We start from the raw sequence: 18,140 nt of genomic DNA on the forward strand, positions 1-18,140 counted from the left end.
GTCGCCGTTTGGCATACTCTATAACATCGCAGCCAGACGGTTAATATCAGATAACAATGCGCCGGCGGTAACATCACGCCCGGCTCCGGGTCCGCGGATCACCAACGGATTATCACGATACCAGCGGCTTTCAATGGCAAAAATATTGTCGCAAGGCAGTAAGTTGGCCAAGGCATGCTCTGCCGGCAACGCTTCCACCCCTACATGTGCTTTGCCATGCTTATCCAGACGCGCAACATAACGCAGCACTTTATCTTCTTTCTGGGCTTTGTTCAGACGTTCGAACAACAGCTCGTCAAGCAGATCGATCTGCTCAAAGAATCCGTCAAGCGTCAGCTCCGCCAGTTCTGCAGGCACTAGCGAGTCCACCTTGACCTGCTCCGGCTCTAACGCCAGCCCTGACTCACGAGCCAGGATCACCAGCTTGCGCATCACGTCGCTGCCGTCGAGATCATGCCGTGGATCCGGTTCGGTCAGCCCTTGCTGCCACGCCTGCTCCAGCAGTTGAGAAAAAGGCTGCGAGCCATCGAACTGCTGGAACAGCCAGGATAACGTTCCGGAAAAGATCCCCGATACCGCAATAATTTCATCCCCACTTTCACGCAAGTCCCGTACCGTGTGATTCACGGGCAGGCCCGCACCGACGGTGGCGTTATATAGCCAATGACGGCTGGTTTTGGCAAAGGCATCCTGCACCGCATGGTAATCGTCGCTCGAGGCTGAGCCCGCGACTTTATTCGCTGAAATCAGATGCAACCCATTTTCAGCCACACTGGGGTATTTGGCCGCCAGTTCAGCACTGGCCGTCACATCCAGCACCACCACGTCATCATAAGGGTTAGAGGCGAAGGTCGCGAGCAGCTCCCCGTCGGCGTACTCCACGGCTTCATCCTCGAACGCGCTAAGTGCACGCGTCGGTTCAATGCCCTGAAAATCAACCCAGTAACGGCAACTGTCAGCAACCCCGATTAAGGTAAAACTCATACCATGGCGCTTCTCGAGCTGTTCTTTCTCGGCAGCAAACAACTCAAGCCAGCGGCTACCAATATTGCCTTTGCCGCACAACACCAGGCCAATACGTTTCTGAGCCTGAAACAGGCTCTGATGAATACCGGCAATCACGTTTTCAGTATCGACCTTACGCAGCACCGCAACCAGGCTCAGGCCGGATTCCGCTTCTTCCATAAACTCCACCGGCAGCCTTTTCAACTGCTGATAGAAGCCGTGGCAATGCACGGGGTTATTGACCACACCCGCCCCTACCGCGGCAACCATTGAGAAGCCTTCTCGCAACCTCAACTCGGCAGCAATCCCACTGTCTTGCAGCAGTGCCAATACGCCATTCACCACCTCGCTGGTATATGCCAGCAAAATACGTCCCTGATCGGCCTCAGTGCTCTGTGCCAGCGGTAACAGTTGCGCCCGCAGCAAGGTACGAACCAGCTCGGCCTTTACGGGTTCAAGTTCATGTGAACGCGGGACATCTATTTCAATCAGGCATATCTCGTCTAACGAGGTGACAATTTTGGCACCACGCCCGGAAGCTAATATCCGCTCTACTCGGGTCGAACCGGATTCCGGTTGATGGCTGCTGCGCAAGGTTAAACCAATCGCACTCTGGGCAACCGGCTGTAAGGTTCGGCTATGCAGCACGGGGGCCGCCAGGCGGGCCAGTTCATTGGCTTCATCCAGGCGCAGCAGAGGCAGCAGGCAGGCATCACCGACTTTGCGCGGATCTGCGCTGTATACGCCAGCCACATCGCTCCAGATAGTCACCCGCGACACCTCCGCCAGGGCACCGATCACCGTGGCGGAATAGTCAGAACCATTACGCCCCAGCAACACCGTTTCTTGCTGCTGATTACGCGCCATGAAGCCGGTGATCACAATACGATGCAAGCTGTGCTGGGCCAGCTGCTCTTTCAGCAACGGCCAGGATTGAGCACGATCCACTTCCGGTTGAGCCACCCGCTCTGCGCGGAGGAAGCTTCGCGAATCAAGGTAAGTCGCCTGCATCTCATGGTGATTGAGTAAGGCGGCCAGCAATCGGGCAGACCACAGTTCGCCATGGCCTAAAATTGCCGCGTATACCGGTTCTGTCATATCCTGCTCATTGAGCTTAGCCAGGTTACTCAGTTCTAGATGCAGCTGGGTCAATAGCGCATCAGCAACAGAGCCGGTCACCAGCGCTTCGATTAATCCTTGCTGATACTGGCGCAAGCTCTGCAACGTCTCATGGGCCTGCCGCCCGTCTTTGCCGAGTTGTTCAATCCACTCAATCAGCTTATTCGTTGTTTTTCCGGCTGCTGAAACCACAATCAGATCTTCAACATCGGAATACTCTTGCAGGATCGCGGCGACCCGACGATAGCAGTCCGGATCGGCCAGGCTACTGCCGCCAAATTTATGGAGCTGGCGATGGGCTGGCTGTGTCATCATGCCCCAACCTCCGCCGTTTGCTTAAATGCCTGCTCAAGATCTGCGATCAGGTCGCGAGGATCTTCCAGGCCAACCGACAGCCGTAACAGGGAGGGCTTAATACCGGCTTCGGCCTGCGCTTCATCGGACATCGCACGGTGAGTCATACTGGCAGGATGGGCAATCAGGCTTTCCGTGCCCCCGAGAGATTCTGCCAGTGAAAAACAGTTAAGAGCCGCGACAAATACTTCCAGCTGACGCGGGCTGCCTGCCAGTTCAAAGCTGAGCATTGAACCAAACCCCTGCTGCTGGTGAACGGCAATATCATGACCCGGATGATCCGGTAACGCCGGGTGATAAATCTGCCCGACCAGCGCCTGAGTTTGCAGGTATGCCAGCACCTGGGCTGCATTTTCTTCATGCATTCTCATCCGGGGCACTAAGGTTCTTAACCCTCGCAGGGTTAAATACGCATCAAACGGCGCGCCTGTTGCCCCGATGCAGTTCGCCCACCAGGCAATATTCTCGGCTTGCTCCGGATCTTTGGCAATCAGGATCCCCCCCACCACATCAGAATGACCGTTGATATATTTCGTGGTGGAGTGGACCACAAAATCAGCCCCCAATTTTATCGGCTGCTGCAAGACCGGCGATAAAAAGGTGTTGTCAACCGCAACCAGCGCACCAGCCTGTGCTGCATGCCGGCACAAGGCTTCAACATCAAGCACCCGTAACAGCGGGTTTGACGGGGTTTCAACCCAGATAATTTTAGGTTTTTTCGCCAGTGCCGCCGCAAGTGCGGCCGGATCGGACTGATCGACAAACTCAACCTTGAAATCACCTTTATTGGCACGGGTATTAAACAAACGGTAGGTTCCGCCGTAGCAGTCATGCGGGGCAACAATTAAATCTTCCGGGCCTAACAGCGCTGAAACCAATAAGTTGATGGCTGCGGTGCCGCAACTGGTGACCACGCCTCCGGCCCCCCCTTCCAGTTCTGACAAGGCATCGGCTAACATATTGCGGGTCGGGTTACCCGAGCGTGAATAATCGTATTGGGGAGGCTCACCGAGCTCTGGAAAGCTATAGGTGGAAGTAAGATAAATAGGTGGAACAACGGCATGGTGTTGGCTGTCTGATTCAATACCGGCACGTACGGCGATGGTGGCAAACTGCTTGTCACTCATAATAACCTTCCTTGTCTCGGGCTAAGCCCTGTTCCCGAATAAAATTGCAGCAATCACATTAACTACATTTAATTGAGCCGTCAACACTTCTAGACGTCTATATGTCTTTCCTTATGGCAGTAAATCCCGCTAAAATTCGGAGATATAGTTATTTGATCCCAACATCGCTGAGAAGGTATAACATGGCAGAGTGGAATGGCGAATACATCAGCCCATACGCGGAACACGGTAAAAAAAATGAGCAAGTTAAGAAAATTACTGTTTCGATTCCATTAAAGGTTTTAAAAATACTGACGGATGAGCGTACTCGTCGTCAGGTAAATAACCTGCGTCACGCAACGAACAGTGAATTGCTTTGTGAAGCATTCCTGCACGCTTATACAGGTCAGCCGTTACCAACCGATGACGACATCCGTAAAGATTGCCCTGATGATCTGCCAGCAGAAGCCAAAGCCCTGATGGACGAAATGGGGATCAAATACGAAGACATCAATGAATAATCGCACAGCTACGCGATCGTAAGCCACCCGCTATCTCTATTTACCGATGATAGACTGATATAAAAAAACCAGCCAATCGGCTGGTTTTTTGTTATCGGCATAAAGCGATCTGTCGGTATTCAGTTTGCCGCTCTATTTCAAGAGCACTTTTATTTGTCTTCCATGTAGCCAACAGGCATCTCAATCTGGGCAACGCCCGAATCAATCGCCGCCTGGGCGACAGCTTTGGCCACACGAGGAAGCAAACGTGGATCCATTGGCTTGGGAATAATGTATTCCATACCAAATGCCAGCTTGTCGACGCCGGCGGCTTTTAATACTTCCGCAGGAACCGGCTCTTTGGTCAGTTCACGAATGGCTTTAACTGCGGCCAGTTTCATTTCGTCATTAATTTTGCTCGCGCGTACATCCAGGGCACCGCGGAAAATGAATGGAAAACAGATAACATTATTGACCTGGTTAGGATAATCAGAGCGGCCAGTCCCCATGATAAGATCATCGCGTACCGCATGTGCCAGCTCTGGCTTGATTTCCGGATCCGGATTGGAACAAGCGAAAACAACAGGCTTATCAGCCATCAATTTAAGTGCTTCAGGCTCCAATAAATTCGGACCCGATACCCCGACAAAGATATCAGCGCCTTCGATAACATCTTCCAGTGTACGTTTATCGGTATTATTCGCGAACAGCTGCTTATATTCGTTAATGTCATCACGGCGCGTATGGATGACCCCTTTGCGGTCAAGCATGTAGATCTTCTCGCGCTGGGCACCCGACTTGATCAGCAGTTCCATACATGCCACCGCCGCCGCACCGGCACCTAAACAGACAATAACAGATTCACTGATCTCTTTACCTTGCAGTTCAAGGGCATTCAGCATTCCGGCGGCTGTGACAATCGCGGTACCATGCTGATCATCGTGGAAAACCGGGACGCTACAGCGTTCAATCAGACGTTTTTCAATTTCAAAACAGTCTGGCGCTTTGATATCTTCCAGGTTGATCCCGCCAAAGGTATCAGCGATGTTGGCCACTGTATCAACAAACTCATCAATCGTGCGGTGCTTCACTTCAATATCAATAGAATCGAGACCCGCAAAACGCTTAAATAGCAGTGACTTACCTTCCATTACCGGCTTCGAGGCCAGAGGACCGAGGTTACCTAAACCCAGAATTGCCGTGCCGTTAGTAATGACCGCAACCATATTGCCTTTACCCGTGTATTTATACACATTCTCTGGATTTTTGGCGATTTCTCGAACAGGCTCAGCGACACCCGGGCTATACGCCAGCGCCAGATCTTCAACCGTATCTGCCGGCTTAGTAAGTGCTACTGCAATTTTTCCTGGTACTGGGTAAGCATGATAATCAAGTGCTTGTTGGCGAAAATCTTCAGACATAGTGTTCTGGGTCCTAAGTAAAAAGGAGAGCTTGATCCTAAATGAAAATGATGTTCAGTTCGATCTTGAGAGGCAGATCATATTCTATCGCGATAGAAAATCCTAGTTCAGTACAACAGGTCCAGCCAATTGGATGCTCATTTAGGATACTTATGCCGAAAAGCGGGTGGGAATTGTGCTACACAGGAAGAAAGGAGAGATAACGCAGCCAGGATGACTTAATAAAACGGTCGAAAACTCGTGAGCAAAATGAAAAAAAGGGATGCATATGCATCCCTTTTTTCGGAATTCATCTGGCTAATATTATTTAGCAGAAAGAGCACCGAAACGCTTGTTGAACTTGTCGATACGACCACCAGAGCTAACTTCACGCTGCTTACCAGTGTAGAATGGGTGACATTTGTCACACACATCAAGGTTAACATCTTTACGCATAGTTGACTGGAATACGAAGTTGTTGCCGCAAGAACAACGAGCGTTCACTGCTGAGTAATCTGGGTGGATACCTTGTTTCATGGGATAACCTCAAGCTAAGGCCGTGTCGCTCTCCCGATCCAAAGCCGGGCACCACACGTCGTTAAATACAGTATGCCGCAAATGCGACAAATTAGGCGGCGTATAGTAATCAATCATGCAGCCTAGATCAACCAACTCGCTACTTTTTTCATCACATTATTCATCGCCTGCTTGCTATGGCTCGATTTATACCCAAACGACGTCAAAATAGATCAACCCTGCCTGTTGCAATTGCCGGGAGAACTGCTTGTTACTGACAACATATGCCGGGCTACCTCCGTTTATTTATCCGTTTGGGATAAAGCGCCGGGCAAGGTACACTTCCCTGATAACATAAAAGTCTTCCTTCATTATAGATCCTGCAGCCGTTCAGCTCTCTCGAACTGGATAGCTACAGCTTTTTCAGCGGTTAGTTATGACACCCAAGATTGCCAAAGTGGCCCTTCCAGTTCCACTGGATAAAGCCTTTGATTACCTGGTCAAACCCGGCACATTCCCAGTCGTGGGTGGTCGGGTACGCGTTCCATTCGGGCGGCAGCAGCTGGTTGGACTGGTCATCGCCCTGACAGATCACTCTGATTTCCCGCTTAACCAGTTAAAACCTCTTAATACGGTGATCGATACCGCACCATTGTGGCAACCCCCGCTGTTCAGTTTGCTATCTTGGGCCAGCAGTTATTATCAGTATCCATTAGGGGATACCCTGGCCAACGCCATGCCGGCGTTACTGCGCAAAGGACGGAGTGCCTCTCCTGCCACCCTGAAATTCTGGACGCTGACCGAAGCCGGCCGGGATCAACCGCTAACGGCACTCAAGCGTGCGCCGCGACAGGCACAAGTGCTGAATATTTTGCGCCACGGCAACACCAGCCATGAAGCCTTACTGGCCGAGGAAGTCAGCTCTGCAACGCTGAAAAACTTGACGGAAAAAGGCTGGATTGCAGAGCAACAGGAAAAACCGCGCCAGAACAACTGGCACAACGATTTTGCCCTGACCGAAGAAAAACCCCGCTTGCATGAAGAGCAGGCCCTGGCCGTCGCCACCGTCAATGCCAATCCCGATTTTGGCTGTTATTTACTGGAAGGCGTCACCGGATCCGGCAAAACGGAAGTCTACCTCAATCTGTTAGAGCCGGTATTAGCCGCTGGCAAGCAGGCACTGATCCTGGTGCCCGAAATCGGCCTGACCCCGCAAACCATAAACCGTTTTCGCCGCCGTTTTAATGTTCCGCTGGAGACCGTGCATTCTGGCCTCAATGATACCGAGCGCCTCTCTTCCTGGCTCGCGGGGCGCGATAACCAGGCAGGGATCATTATCGGTACCCGCTCAGCCTTATTCACCCCCTTTAAGCACCTCGGCATCATCATTGTTGATGAAGAGCATGATGCCTCGTATAAGCAGCAAGACAGCTTGCGTTATCATGCCCGAGATCTGGCCGTCATGAGGGCCAATAAAGAAAATATACCCATCGTATTGGGATCGGCCACGCCGGCGCTGGAAAGCTTGCATAACGCCAAAACCGGTAAATACCACCACCTGCAGTTAACCCGGCGGGCAGGCAATGCACAGGTCGCCCGGCACGGCGTCTTAGATGTCAAAGGATTGTATTTGGAAGCCGGGCTATCCGCCCCTTTAGTGGCGCAAATGCGCAAACATTTAACCGCGGGTAACCAGGTCATTCTGTTTCTCAACCGCCGCGGTTATTCGCCGGCGATGATCTGCCATGAATGTGGCTGGCTGGCTGAATGTGACCGTTGTGATGCCTACTACACCCTGCATCAGCAGTCGGGGCAGTTACGCTGCCACCACTGTGCCACCCAACGTCCGATCATGCATCAATGCGAGAGCTGTGGCTCGACCCAGCTTCATGCGGTCGGGGTCGGAACCGAGCAGCTGGAACAACAGCTGGCGACATTGTTCCCTGAATACAAAACCGTGCGTATCGATCGCGACAGTACCCGCCGCAAAGGGGCGCTGGAAAATTACCTCGAGGCCATCAAGAATAATGAATTCCAGATCCTGATCGGCACCCAGATGCTGGCCAAGGGTCACCATTTTCCCAATGTGACCTTAGTATCGTTGATTGATGTCGACAGTGCGCTGTTCAGCAATGACTTCCGGGCATCAGAACGCCTTGCCCAACTGTTTATTCAGGTTGCAGGCCGTGCCGGACGCGCCAGTAAACCGGGTGAAGTTCTGCTGCAAACTCACCACCCGGAGCATGCCTTGCTGCAAGCTTTGTTGCACAAAGGATATGATCATTTTGCCGATAACGCGCTGCTTGAACGCAAACAAGCCTTGCTGCCACCTTATACTCATTTGGCACTGTTTCGCTCAGAAGCCAATAATAGCGACCATAATGTCCAGTTTTTGCAGCAAGTTCGCAGTATTTTCGAGTCAAACCCGCTATTTAGCCAGACCGATGAACACCATAAAAGCTATGTCATGGGGCCAAATCCCGCCCCTCTGGCACGCCGTGCTGGTCGTTATCGCTGGCAGTTGTTACTGCAAGCCCCTGATCGTAAAACCCTGCAACGCATGTTGACCATTGCCAAACCCGCGATTCAATTACTGCCTCTTGCCAAGAAGGTTCGCTGGTCAATTGATGTCGAGCCACAGGATTTAACTTAAAACAAGCAATGCGATACAGATCACATTGTTAATGTAATTTATGCTATTGAGGGCATGTTTAATCGCACTCTTAGCGCCTACAATAACAGCCTTGTCGGCATAGGTATCAGCTCTATTTGGCTAGGGTCCTCCGGCAATATTATGAGAGAAATAATAGGAGGAACTGCAATTATGGCGACAATGAAGGATGTTGCCCAGCTTGCCGGTGTCTCAACAGCCACGGTTTCCCGTGCCCTGATGAACCCGGAAAAAGTCTCGGCCTCGACCCGGAAAAAGGTCGAACAAGCCGTTATGGAAGCTGGCTATTCGCCCAATTCACTAGCTCGGAATCTTCGCCGCAACGAATCAAAAACCATTGTGACAATTGTCCCTGATATCTGTGATCCCTACTTCACAGAAATCATTCGCGGCATTGAAGAAGCCGCGATGGAACATGGCTATCTGGTTTTACTTGGTGACAGTGGGCAGCAAAAGGTCCGCGAAAATTCCTTTGTTAACCTGGTGTTTACCAAACAAGCGGACGGCATGTTATTGCTCGGCTCCGATTTACCCTTTGATGTCAGTAAACCCGAGCAGAAAAATCTACCGCCTTTGGTAATGGCGTGCGAATACGCACCAGAGCTGGAATTACCCACCGTTCATATCGATAATTTAACCGCCGCGTATGAGGCCGTTAACTATCTGACTCAGATGGGCCACAAGCGTATTGCCCAAATATCCGGTCCGGATCAAGCGCCACTATGCCAGTTCCGATCTCAGGGATATCAGCAAGCACTCCGCCGGGCTGGCATTGAACTCAACCCGGCCTACACCATCAAGGGTGACTTCACCTTTGCCGCTGGTGCCCGTGCAGTCACGGCCCTGCTATCACTGCCTGAGCCACCGACGGCCCTGTTTTCCCACAGTGACGTCATGGCTATCGGGGCAATGCAGCAAGCAAAGCGCCTGGGATTGCGTGTACCGCATGATCTGTCAATTGTCGGATTCGATGACATTCAATTCGCAGAATACTGCGATCCACCGCTTACTACCGTTTCCCAGCCACGTTATGAAATCGGCCGTCAGTCGATGTTAATGCTGCTGGAGCTCTTAAAAGGTAAGGAAGTACAGGCAGGTTCTCGCTTACTGGATGCCAAGTTGGTCATACGGGAAAGTGCCGCACCGCCCGCACATTAAGTGGCAGTCAGATATACGGTGAGCTTATGAGTTTTGGCATAAGCTCACAAATATCTGCAACAGACCGACGTTTGCCCTCATCCAACGCCACAGAAACACTGGTCAGCCACCGTCCAAGTTTGTAACATAGGGTTATTATTTTGCCGTTATATTGTCATCATTGTGGCCACTAAAGATTATGTAAAACGCGGACGCTCGCCCAAAAAGCCAGCCCGCCACAATCGTAAAGCGCCAGTATCCAATGGCTTCCCTATTAAATGGGCCATCATTGCCCTGATCCTTGTCAGTGCTCTCGGTTATGGCTTGTATTTCCTATCTAGCTCACCGGCTCCCAAGCCAGCCCCTGAGCCAACAAAACCGGTAGCAGTGAAACCAAAGCCTAAACCACTGACTAAAGCCAAAGAGACGGCTTTACCGCCCAAACCAGAGGAAAAATGGCGCTATATTGAAGAGCTGGAAAATAAAGAAGTCCAGGTTGAATCAAAGCAAGCCCAGAAGCCAAGTCGGCCGTACCTGATGCAATGCGGAGCGTACCGCAGCAAAGATCAGGCAGAACAGCGCAAGGCGATGATTGCTTTTCAGGGGCTTGAGAGCCAGGTGAAAACCAGCCAGGGTGAAAAAGGCAACTGGTATCGCGTCATTCTTGGCCCATACCCACAAAAGCGTAAAGCCGAAAGCGATCGCAACATGTTACGCCGCGCGGGAATTGAGCCATGTGCTATCTGGTTTTGGGAGTGATCGCCGATCAGGCATAAGCCTGACCACCCCAAGCGCGACTTAATATCTTTACCAAAAGGATGCCTGAGCATCCTTTTTTGTTATCTGCGACCTCCAATTGACAACATCGTTTATCACTTTTGGCTTGAAAAATTATTCTTTCATCCCAACTATAGTAATAACATCGATACCGGCGCTGCGCCGGAGAGAACCAAAGAGGTTAGACCGTGACAACAATCGTATCTGTACGTCGAAACGGTAAAGTCGTTATTGCCGGTGATGGCCAGGTTTCCCTGGGCAACACTGTGATGAAAGGTAACGCGCGCAAAGTACGCCGTTTATACAACAACAAAGTTCTGGCTGGCTTTGCTGGCGGCACTGCCGATGCCTTCACTCTATTCGAGCGTTTTGAGCGTAAGCTTGAAATGCACCAGGGCCATCTTCTTAAAGCGGCGGTGGAACTGGCCAAAGACTGGCGCACCGACCGCATGCTGCGTAAACTCGAGGCCCTGCTGGTAGTCGCTGATGAAACCGGCTCATTGATCATTACCGGCAATGGTGATGTAATTCAGCCAGAAAACGACCTGATTGCTATCGGCTCAGGGGGGAATTTTGCCCAGGCGGCAGCAACCGCCCTGTTGGAAAACACCGATTTAAGTGCCCGCGAAATTGCCGAGAAAGCACTGTATATCGCTGGCGACATCTGTGTGTTCACCAACCACAATCATACCATTGAAGAGCTCGATACTAAGTAAGGAAGCCGCTATGTCTGAAATGACTCCTCGCGAAATTGTTCATGAGCTTGATCGCCACATTATCGGTCAGGACAAAGCCAAGCGTGCCGTTGCTATTGCACTGCGCAACCGCTGGCGTCGGATGCAGCTTCCTGAAGAGCTGCGGGTCGAAGTAACACCAAAAAATATTCTGATGATTGGCCCGACAGGCGTCGGTAAAACCGAAATTGCCCGCCGTCTGGCAAAATTAGCCAATGCGCCTTTCATTAAAGTAGAAGCGACTAAGTTCACCGAAGTCGGCTATGTTGGTAAAGAAGTCGAAACCATTATTCGCGATCTGACCGATGTTGCGGTAAAAATGACTCATCAGCAGGCGATGGAAAAAGTCCGTTTCCGCGCTGAAGAGCTGGCCGAAGATCGTATTCTTGACATCCTGCTACCTCCGGCACGTGATGCCTGGGGCAAAAATGAAGAAGCTGACAATAGTTCTGCGACTCGCCAATCATTCCGCAAGAAGTTGCGCGAAGGCAAGCTGGACGACAAAGAGATCGAAATCGATGTCGCAGCACCGCAGATGGGCGTTGAGATCATGGCGCCTCCTGGCATGGAAGACATGACCAACCAACTGCAGGGCATGTTCCAGAATCTTGCCGGTAATACCACCAAAAAGCGTACGATGAAAATCAAAGACGCAATCAAGGCGGCAACCGAGGAAGAAGCGGCAAAACTGGTTAATCATGAAGAGCTGAAAGAGCATGCGATCTACGCGGTAGAGAACAACGGTATTGTCTTCCTTGATGAGATTGACAAGATCTGCAAACGCGGTGAAGCATCCGGCCCGGACGTTTCTCGCGAAGGCGTCCAGCGCGATCTACTTCCTTTAGTTGAAGGCAGCACGGTATCGACCAAACATGGGATGGTAAAAACTGACCATATCCTGTTTATCGCTTCCGGCGCGTTCCAGATGGCAAAACCTTCAGATCTGATCCCGGAACTGCAAGGCCGACTGCCTATTCGGGTGGAACTTGAAGCCCTGACCAGCGGTGACTTCAAACGTATCCTGACAGAGCCCAATGCATCGCTGACAGAGCAGTACATCGCGCTGATGGCAACGGAATCGGTTAATATCGACTTTACTGAAGACGGTATCAACAAAATTGCGGATGCGGCATGGCAAGTTAACGAGCGCACAGAAAACATTGGTGCCCGCAGACTGCACACCGTCATGGAACGCCTGATGGAAGAGCTGTCTTTCGACGCGACAGAAAAGTCGGGTGATAAGTTCATTATCGACGAAACCTATGTTATCGACCGTTTGGGTGAGCTGGTTGAAGACGAGGATCTGAGCCGCTTTATCCTTTAGATCTGATCCATAAAGCTGCGATTGAAAATGCAGAAAACGGCGTCATTCGACGCCGTTTTTTTGTTCTTAAACAAACATTATGGCGATAAAGTTGCCCATCTCTGTGTTTTCGCCATAATACCCTTTCAACAATTCGCTAAGTAACGACATTATGAAATCATCTTCACTCGCAATCTGGCTTGATGCCGCAAGGCCCAAAACCTTGCCATTGGCCGTCGCATCGATTCTATGCGGCAGCGCAGTGGCAGGATGGCAAGGACGTTTTTCTGCATCAATCACAGGCCTCGCCCTGCTCACCGCTCTTTTACTCCAGATTTTATCAAACCTGGCCAATGACTATGGTGATGCTGTTAAAGGCACGGATAATGATGCCCGTCTTGGCCCGCAACGGGCTGTTCAGTCCGGCTTAGTGACGCCTGGTGCAATGCGTAATGCCATGGTACTGAATATTATCCTGACGATAGCCAGTGGATTGAGCCTGATTTTCCTTGCCTGTAATAATTTACAGGACATGTTTGGCTTTATGTTATTAGGTTTGATGGCGATTGCAGGCTCTATTGCCTACACCGTCGGCAATAAACCTTATGGTTACCGAGGCCTGGGCGATCTGTCCGTGCTGATGTTCTTCGGCTGGCTAGGTGTTGCCGGCACGTATTATCTGCAGGCCGGTTCGATTGATTCGATCATTATGCTACCCGCCACCGCGTGTGGCCTCTTGGCTGTCGGTGTACTTAACATCAATAACTTGAGAGATATCGAGAATGACCGAGCCTGTGGAAAGTTAACGTTAGCGGTACGCATGGGGCCGGACTGGGGACGCAAGTACCACCTGTTCCTGTTAGCCGGTAGCGTCGTCTGCTTAACCCTGTTTGCACTCCTGGAGCTGCACTCACCGTTTGGCTGGTTATTTATTTTCAGCTTTCCGCTGCTGTTCCAACACGGCAAACAGGTATTTCAATCAGCAGATGGCGCAGCACTGCGCCCGATGATGGCGACGATGGTGAAATGCGCGTTACTGACCAATCTCCTGTTTGCTGCGGGCGTCATTCTGGCTTAAGCGCCGTATTCATCACAAACGATCGCTGACACCGCACATACACTCAGGCAAGAATCAGTCATTAAGAATGGACGCCGGTTACCATTACATCCTTGTTGCAATGCAAGCACAGCTGGTTATAATTCCACCAGGCCAATGATGTTAAGTTAACCAATCTCCCCTTTTCTTTTGCCACAACAAGAAGCTAGCTTATGGAATATAATACCTCCGAACTATGCGATATTTACCTGGAACAGGTGGATGTCGTTGAGCCAATGTTCAGTTCTTACGGCGGGCGAAGTTCCTTCGGCGGCCAGATTTCTACAGTAAAATGCTTTGAAGATAATGCATTGATCCGCTCGGTACTGGAGCAATCCGGCATTGGCCGCATATTATTGATTGACGGTGGTGGCTCGTTACGGCGTGCATTGATTGATGCTGACATTGCCCAGCTTGCTGCTGACAATGAATGGGAGGGGTTAGTTGTCTACGGCTGCGTGCGCCATGTCGATGATCTCGATGAGCTCGACATTGGTATTCAGGCTCTGGCTTCAATACCGGTAGGGGCCGATAAACAAGGTGTAGGAGAAGCCGATGTTGCCGTCAATTTTGGTGGTGTCACTTTCTTGCCGGAAGACCACCTCTATGCTGATAACACTGGGGTGATCTTATCGCCTGAACCGCTCGATATTGAGTGACCCGCAGTGCCATCAAGGTACAAGATACCATCATGTACCTGAGATAAAAAAACAGAGCCAATCGGCTCTGTTTTTTATTCTACGTGATCCATCTTACCCAGCAGTGTGCGAACGCGCTCTTGCCATGCTTGATGATCATTCTGTAGTTTCTGGTTATCCTGCTCTAATACTTCACGGTTTGAACGTAGTTCTTGCGTTTCTGCAGTCAGGCTTTCGTTTGTTTCTTTTAATTCTTCAATTTCCATTTGTAGCAGAGAAATTGTATCAACAGCCATTTGTACTTTGGCTTCCAGCTTTTCCAACATTTCTAAAGACATATTGTTCACCTGATCTAAGCCCATATCATTCCCTTAAACCGTTAAGGTAATACCACACGAGCATGGTTTATATTCGTTGCTGCGCCTATTCTAGCGAGGCAGCCGCCATCTGGCATCCTCTAATCCATCCCTTTTTTGCAAATGGATGAATTTCACCCAATCTTGATAGAAATTGTACCTTGTTCTTCAAATCAAATTGCCTAAAAAAAAGCTTTGAGCTTCGCTGCCTTTGCCATTGTAACGGCCTCAGTAACAAAACAAGTTAATTCTCTGTTATAAAATTTCTATTTTTCTCTCCGCTCCAGTCTGTTGATCCCCCCGTGACTGGAAACTGGCCACAGCGCTAAAAATAACACCACCTCAGTTACAGAATGCTTGAAATTGCGATCTAACTCAATTTTCATGCAGCGCTTGCGTGCTAATTTTTATCGTGATCGTATCTCTCTTGGAGAAATCCAAGAACTTGCCCTCTTGGCATATCCGACCTAATTAAGGTCGGATTTTTTATTTTATCCAGTCATTTATACCAAAAAAAACCCCACCCCAGCCCTAAAACTCACATTCCATTAATACATATCAGCGTCAACTCACCAAAAGCGCAAACGATTGGCTTTCGCTCGGAATAACCCTCTTTTTATGCTCGAACGCACATTTTTAGTTCAATTTTATTCCAATAATAGATATATGCGGTACATTAACGCTCGAATAACAACTATAAAGCAATCCCCCTACAATCTATCGACAAAAGGACTGAGAAATGGCTAACTCGAAACAACACACGCTACTCGGTGAGTGTCTCGCCGAGTTTATAGGAACCGGTTTATTGATCTTCTTTGGTGTCGGCTGCGTTGCGGCACTGGTGCTGACTGGAGCAGAATTTGGCCAATGGGAAATAAGCATCATGTGGGGCTTAGGCGTCGCAATTGCCATCTACTGCACGGCGGGCGTATCAGGCGCACACATCAACCCCGCAGTCACTATCGCTTTAGCCCTGTTCCATGGGTTTGATAAGCGTAAGGTTGCCCCTTATATCGTGGCGCAACTATTTGGTGCGTTCTGCTCCGCAGCTTTAATTTACGCCCTTTACAGCAACCTCTTTACGGAATATGAAGCTACCCACCAAATTGTACGCGGCACCCAAGCCAGTCTGGCCACTGCCGGTATTTTCTCAACTTATCCGCATCCCGCGCTTTCATTCAGCGGTGCTTTTGCGGTTGAGTTCGTTATTACGGCAGTACTGATGTTCGCTATTTTAGCCATCGGCGATGAGAAAAACGGTGCGCCACGCGGCGCGATGGGTCCGCTGCTTATCGGTATCTTAATCGCTGTCATTGGTGGCTCTTTAGGTCCGCTGACTGGTTTTGCAATGAACCCAGCCCGTGACTTCGGCCCTAAATTCTTTGCCTTCCTGGCAGGCTGGGATGAAATGGCACTAACCGGAGGCAAAGACATCCCCTACCTGATTGTGCCGATCCTTGCACCAATCTGCGGTGCAGCCTTCGGGGGCTGGCTCTACCCTAAAGCCATCGAGCTTTACCTTCCTGGCAACAGATGCACCATTCCGAACCAGTGTGAAGGTGCTGACGGTCAAGAAACAGCCAACGCTTAATTACCTCTATACCCTATAATAAAAAGTTAAAGGACATTCATTATGACTGAACAAAAGTATATTGTTGCGCTTGATCAGGGTACCACCAGCTCCCGCGCCGTTGTGCTGGATCACGACGCCAATATTGTTTGTACGTCACAACGCGAATTCACCCAGATCTACCCTAAAGCCGGTTGGGTGGAACATGATCCTCTAGAAATCTATGCGACCCAAAGCTCGACTCTGGTTGAAGTTCTGGCTAAGGCGGGGATTCGTTCTGATCAGGTCGCTGGTATCGGTATTACCAACCAGCGTGAAACCACTATTGTCTGGGATAAGAACACCGGAAAACCCGTTTACAACGCCATTGTCTGGCAGTGCCGCCGTACCGCAAGCATTTGCGAAACCCTGAAAGAGCAAGGGCTGGAAGAGTATATTCGTGAGAACACCGGCCTGGTTGTTGACCCATACTTCTCAGGTACCAAAGTCAAATGGATCCTCGACAATGTTGAGGGCGCTCGCGAAGAAGCGGAAGCCGGCAACCTGTTGTTTGGTACTGTCGATACCTGGCTGATCTGGAAAATGACTCAGGGGCGCGTACATGTCACTGACTTCACCAACGCCTCACGTACCATGCTGTTTAACATCAACACCCTGCAGTGGGATGAAAAACTTCTGACGGCAATGGATATTCCGCTATCTATGATGCCGGAAGTAAAATCCTCTTCTGAAATCTACGGCCAGACCAATATCGGCGGTAAAGGCGGGACCCGTATTCCAATCTCTGGGATTGCCGGCGATCAGCAGGCGGCTCTGTTCGGCCAGATGTGTGTTGAAGCCGGTCAGGCAAAGAATACCTATGGTACCGGCTGCTTCCTGCTAATGAATACCGGTAAAGAGAAAGTCACCTCACACAACGGACTGCTGACGACCCTTGCCTGTGGCCCTAAAGGCGACGTCGCTTATGCCCTTGAAGGTGCGGTGTTTATGGGCGGTGCATCCGTTCAGTGGCTGCGTGACGAAGTTAAGCTGCTGGGTGATGCCAACGACTCTGAGTATTTCGCAGAAAAAGTGGGCAGTGCTAACGGTGTCTATGTTGTACCGGCCTTTACGGGCCTCGGCGCACCATACTGGGACCCGTATGCGCGTGGCGCCATTGTTGGCCTGACGCGTGGCGTGAATGCTAACCATATCATTCGTGCAACGCTTGAAAGCGTCGCCTACCAGACTCGTGATGTCTTAGATGCCATGCAGGCAGACTCCGGTATTAAGCTTGCGGAGCTGCGTGTTGATGGGGGCGCGGTAGCCAATAACTTCCTGATGCAGTTCCAGTCAGACGTACTGAACACTGAGGTTGATCGACCCGTCGTAACCGAAGTGACTGCGCTGGGCGCGGCTTATCTGGCTGGTCTGGCTGTTGGTTTCTGGGACAGTCTTGACGAACTGCAAGACAAAGCTAAGTTAGATCGCAAGTTCCTACCATGTGCAGATGATCAGAAACGTAACCGTCGTTACCGCGGCTGGAAACGTGCGGTTGAATGCGCGAAAGGCTGGGCACTGGAAGACGAAGAGTGATCCCGTGTTAGGGTTTTATTTAACAACGCGTTACTCAATAAAGCCTAGCCAGATCCATTAACCGGCCCATTTACGGTTCCGTTTAAAGCAAGGCCTGCAACTGCAGGCCTTTTCTTTGCACTGCTTTTTCGCCCTTCCCCCGCGGCGCAAAACAGTCGCTAAAATGCCTCGCTGTATTCGATTTGAAGAAACGCAAACGTTTCACTGTGAGCTATGATAAAATCGCCGCCAGTTGAAACACCAATCAAAGATACCTAAATATCCAAACCCACTGATTCTATTT

General features: G+C 50.5%; 15 protein-coding genes. 10 read left to right on the forward strand and 5 right to left on the reverse strand.

Annotated elements, in window-relative coordinates:
• Window positions 1–18: 18 nt before the first annotated feature.
• Both R3289_RS09770 and R3289_RS09775 read right to left on the reverse strand, forming a co-directional pair.
• Window positions 19–2,436, reverse strand: a complete 2,418-nt coding sequence (locus R3289_RS09770) for a bifunctional aspartate kinase/homoserine dehydrogenase II (RefSeq protein ID WP_318925473.1) — start codon at window positions 2,434–2,436, stop codon at window positions 19–21.
• Complete coding sequence (locus R3289_RS09775) at window positions 2,436–3,605, reverse strand: O-succinylhomoserine (thiol)-lyase (RefSeq protein WP_318925318.1); 1,170 nt, start codon at window positions 3,603–3,605, stop codon at window positions 2,436–2,438. The genes R3289_RS09770 and R3289_RS09775 overlap by 1 nt, the downstream gene beginning before the upstream one ends.
• 182 nt (window positions 3,606–3,787) lie before the next feature.
• On the opposite strand from R3289_RS09775, the gene metJ reads away from it, so the two are divergent.
• Window positions 3,788–4,105, forward strand: coding sequence for a met regulon transcriptional regulator MetJ (metJ, locus tag R3289_RS09780; protein ID WP_107283464.1), 318 nt, complete (start codon window positions 3,788–3,790; stop codon window positions 4,103–4,105).
• Window positions 4,106–4,254: 149 nt separating this feature from the next.
• Here the strand turns inward: metJ and R3289_RS09785 are convergent, their stop codons facing one another.
• Together R3289_RS09785 and rpmE are read right to left on the reverse strand one after the other, a co-directional pair.
• Window positions 4,255–5,505 (reverse strand): malic enzyme-like NAD(P)-binding protein, encoded by a 1,251-nt coding sequence (locus tag R3289_RS09785; protein ID WP_318925319.1) that lies wholly within the window; start codon window positions 5,503–5,505, stop codon window positions 4,255–4,257.
• Between the two features lie 303 nt (window positions 5,506–5,808).
• Window positions 5,809–6,021: a 50S ribosomal protein L31 gene (gene rpmE, locus R3289_RS09790; RefSeq protein ID WP_318925320.1), complete on the reverse strand. Its 213-nt coding sequence runs from the start codon at window positions 6,019–6,021 to the stop codon at window positions 5,809–5,811.
• A 415-nt stretch (window positions 6,022–6,436) separates the two neighbouring features.
• Between rpmE and priA the strand changes: the two genes are divergently transcribed.
• From priA to rraA, 7 genes are all read left to right on the forward strand, one after another.
• On the forward strand, window positions 6,437–8,653 hold the full coding sequence (gene priA, locus R3289_RS09795) for a primosomal protein N' (protein ID WP_318925321.1): 2,217 nt from the start codon (window positions 6,437–6,439) through the stop codon (window positions 8,651–8,653).
• A 171-nt stretch (window positions 8,654–8,824) separates the two neighbouring features.
• Window positions 8,825–9,829, forward strand: coding sequence for a DNA-binding transcriptional regulator CytR (cytR, locus tag R3289_RS09800; RefSeq protein WP_318925322.1), 1,005 nt, complete (start codon window positions 8,825–8,827; stop codon window positions 9,827–9,829).
• 162 nt (window positions 9,830–9,991) lie between these two features.
• Window positions 9,992–10,567, forward strand: coding sequence for an SPOR domain-containing protein (locus tag R3289_RS09805; protein WP_318925323.1), 576 nt, complete (start codon window positions 9,992–9,994; stop codon window positions 10,565–10,567).
• Window positions 10,568–10,773: 206 nt separating this feature from the next.
• Window positions 10,774–11,301, forward strand: coding sequence for an ATP-dependent protease subunit HslV (gene hslV / locus R3289_RS09810; RefSeq protein ID WP_318925324.1), 528 nt, complete (start codon window positions 10,774–10,776; stop codon window positions 11,299–11,301).
• 10 nt (window positions 11,302–11,311) lie between these two features.
• Window positions 11,312–12,643 (forward strand): HslU--HslV peptidase ATPase subunit, encoded by a 1,332-nt coding sequence (gene hslU, locus R3289_RS09815; RefSeq protein ID WP_318925325.1) that lies wholly within the window; start codon window positions 11,312–11,314, stop codon window positions 12,641–12,643.
• Window positions 12,644–12,794: 151 nt separating this feature from the next.
• Window positions 12,795–13,700, forward strand: a complete 906-nt coding sequence (locus tag R3289_RS09820) for a 1,4-dihydroxy-2-naphthoate polyprenyltransferase (protein WP_318925326.1) — start codon at window positions 12,795–12,797, stop codon at window positions 13,698–13,700.
• 191 nt (window positions 13,701–13,891) lie between these two features.
• Window positions 13,892–14,377: a ribonuclease E activity regulator RraA gene (gene rraA, locus R3289_RS09825; protein ID WP_318925327.1), complete on the forward strand. Its 486-nt coding sequence runs from the start codon at window positions 13,892–13,894 to the stop codon at window positions 14,375–14,377.
• A 74-nt stretch (window positions 14,378–14,451) separates the two neighbouring features.
• Here rraA and zapB read toward each other — a convergent pair whose 3' ends face one another.
• Window positions 14,452–14,694: a cell division protein ZapB gene (gene zapB / locus R3289_RS09830; RefSeq protein ID WP_318925328.1), complete on the reverse strand. Its 243-nt coding sequence runs from the start codon at window positions 14,692–14,694 to the stop codon at window positions 14,452–14,454.
• A 757-nt stretch (window positions 14,695–15,451) separates the two neighbouring features.
• On the opposite strand from zapB, the gene R3289_RS09835 reads away from it, so the two are divergent.
• On the forward strand, window positions 15,452–16,303 hold the full coding sequence (locus R3289_RS09835; protein WP_318925329.1) for an MIP/aquaporin family protein: 852 nt from the start codon (window positions 15,452–15,454) through the stop codon (window positions 16,301–16,303).
• Between the two features lie 42 nt (window positions 16,304–16,345).
• A complete protein-coding gene (glpK, locus tag R3289_RS09840; protein ID WP_318925330.1) occupies window positions 16,346–17,857 on the forward strand; it encodes a glycerol kinase GlpK in 1,512 nt (503 codons plus the stop codon).
• Window positions 17,858–18,140 lie beyond the last annotated feature (283 nt).

Origin of the sequence: Photobacterium sp., from assembly GCF_033720175.1 — a bacterium.
GTDB lineage: Bacteria > Pseudomonadota > Gammaproteobacteria > Enterobacterales > Vibrionaceae > Photobacterium.

Excerpts from the sequence above, each read along its gene's own strand:
- R3289_RS09770 (WP_318925473.1), bottom strand. The coding sequence starts at position 2,436 with ATGACACAGCCAGCCCATCGCCAGCTCCATAAATTTGGCGGCAGTAGC.
- R3289_RS09775 (WP_318925318.1), bottom strand. The coding sequence starts at position 3,605 with ATGAGTGACAAGCAGTTTGCCACCATCGCCGTACGTGCCGGTATTGAA.
- metJ (WP_107283464.1), top strand. The coding sequence starts at position 3,788 with ATGGCAGAGTGGAATGGCGAATACATCAGCCCATACGCGGAACACGGT.
- R3289_RS09785 (WP_318925319.1), bottom strand. The coding sequence starts at position 5,505 with ATGTCTGAAGATTTTCGCCAACAAGCACTTGATTATCATGCTTACCCA.
- rpmE (WP_318925320.1), bottom strand. The coding sequence starts at position 6,021 with ATGAAACAAGGTATCCACCCAGATTACTCAGCAGTGAACGCTCGTTGT.
- priA (WP_318925321.1), top strand. The coding sequence starts at position 6,437 with ATGACACCCAAGATTGCCAAAGTGGCCCTTCCAGTTCCACTGGATAAA.
- cytR (WP_318925322.1), top strand. The coding sequence starts at position 8,825 with ATGGCGACAATGAAGGATGTTGCCCAGCTTGCCGGTGTCTCAACAGCC.
- hslU (WP_318925325.1), top strand. The coding sequence starts at position 11,312 with ATGTCTGAAATGACTCCTCGCGAAATTGTTCATGAGCTTGATCGCCAC.
- R3289_RS09820 (WP_318925326.1), top strand. The coding sequence starts at position 12,795 with ATGAAATCATCTTCACTCGCAATCTGGCTTGATGCCGCAAGGCCCAAA.
- rraA (WP_318925327.1), top strand. The coding sequence starts at position 13,892 with ATGGAATATAATACCTCCGAACTATGCGATATTTACCTGGAACAGGTG.
- zapB (WP_318925328.1), bottom strand. The coding sequence starts at position 14,694 with ATGTCTTTAGAAATGTTGGAAAAGCTGGAAGCCAAAGTACAAATGGCT.
- R3289_RS09835 (WP_318925329.1), top strand. The coding sequence starts at position 15,452 with ATGGCTAACTCGAAACAACACACGCTACTCGGTGAGTGTCTCGCCGAG.
- glpK (WP_318925330.1), top strand. The coding sequence starts at position 16,346 with ATGACTGAACAAAAGTATATTGTTGCGCTTGATCAGGGTACCACCAGC.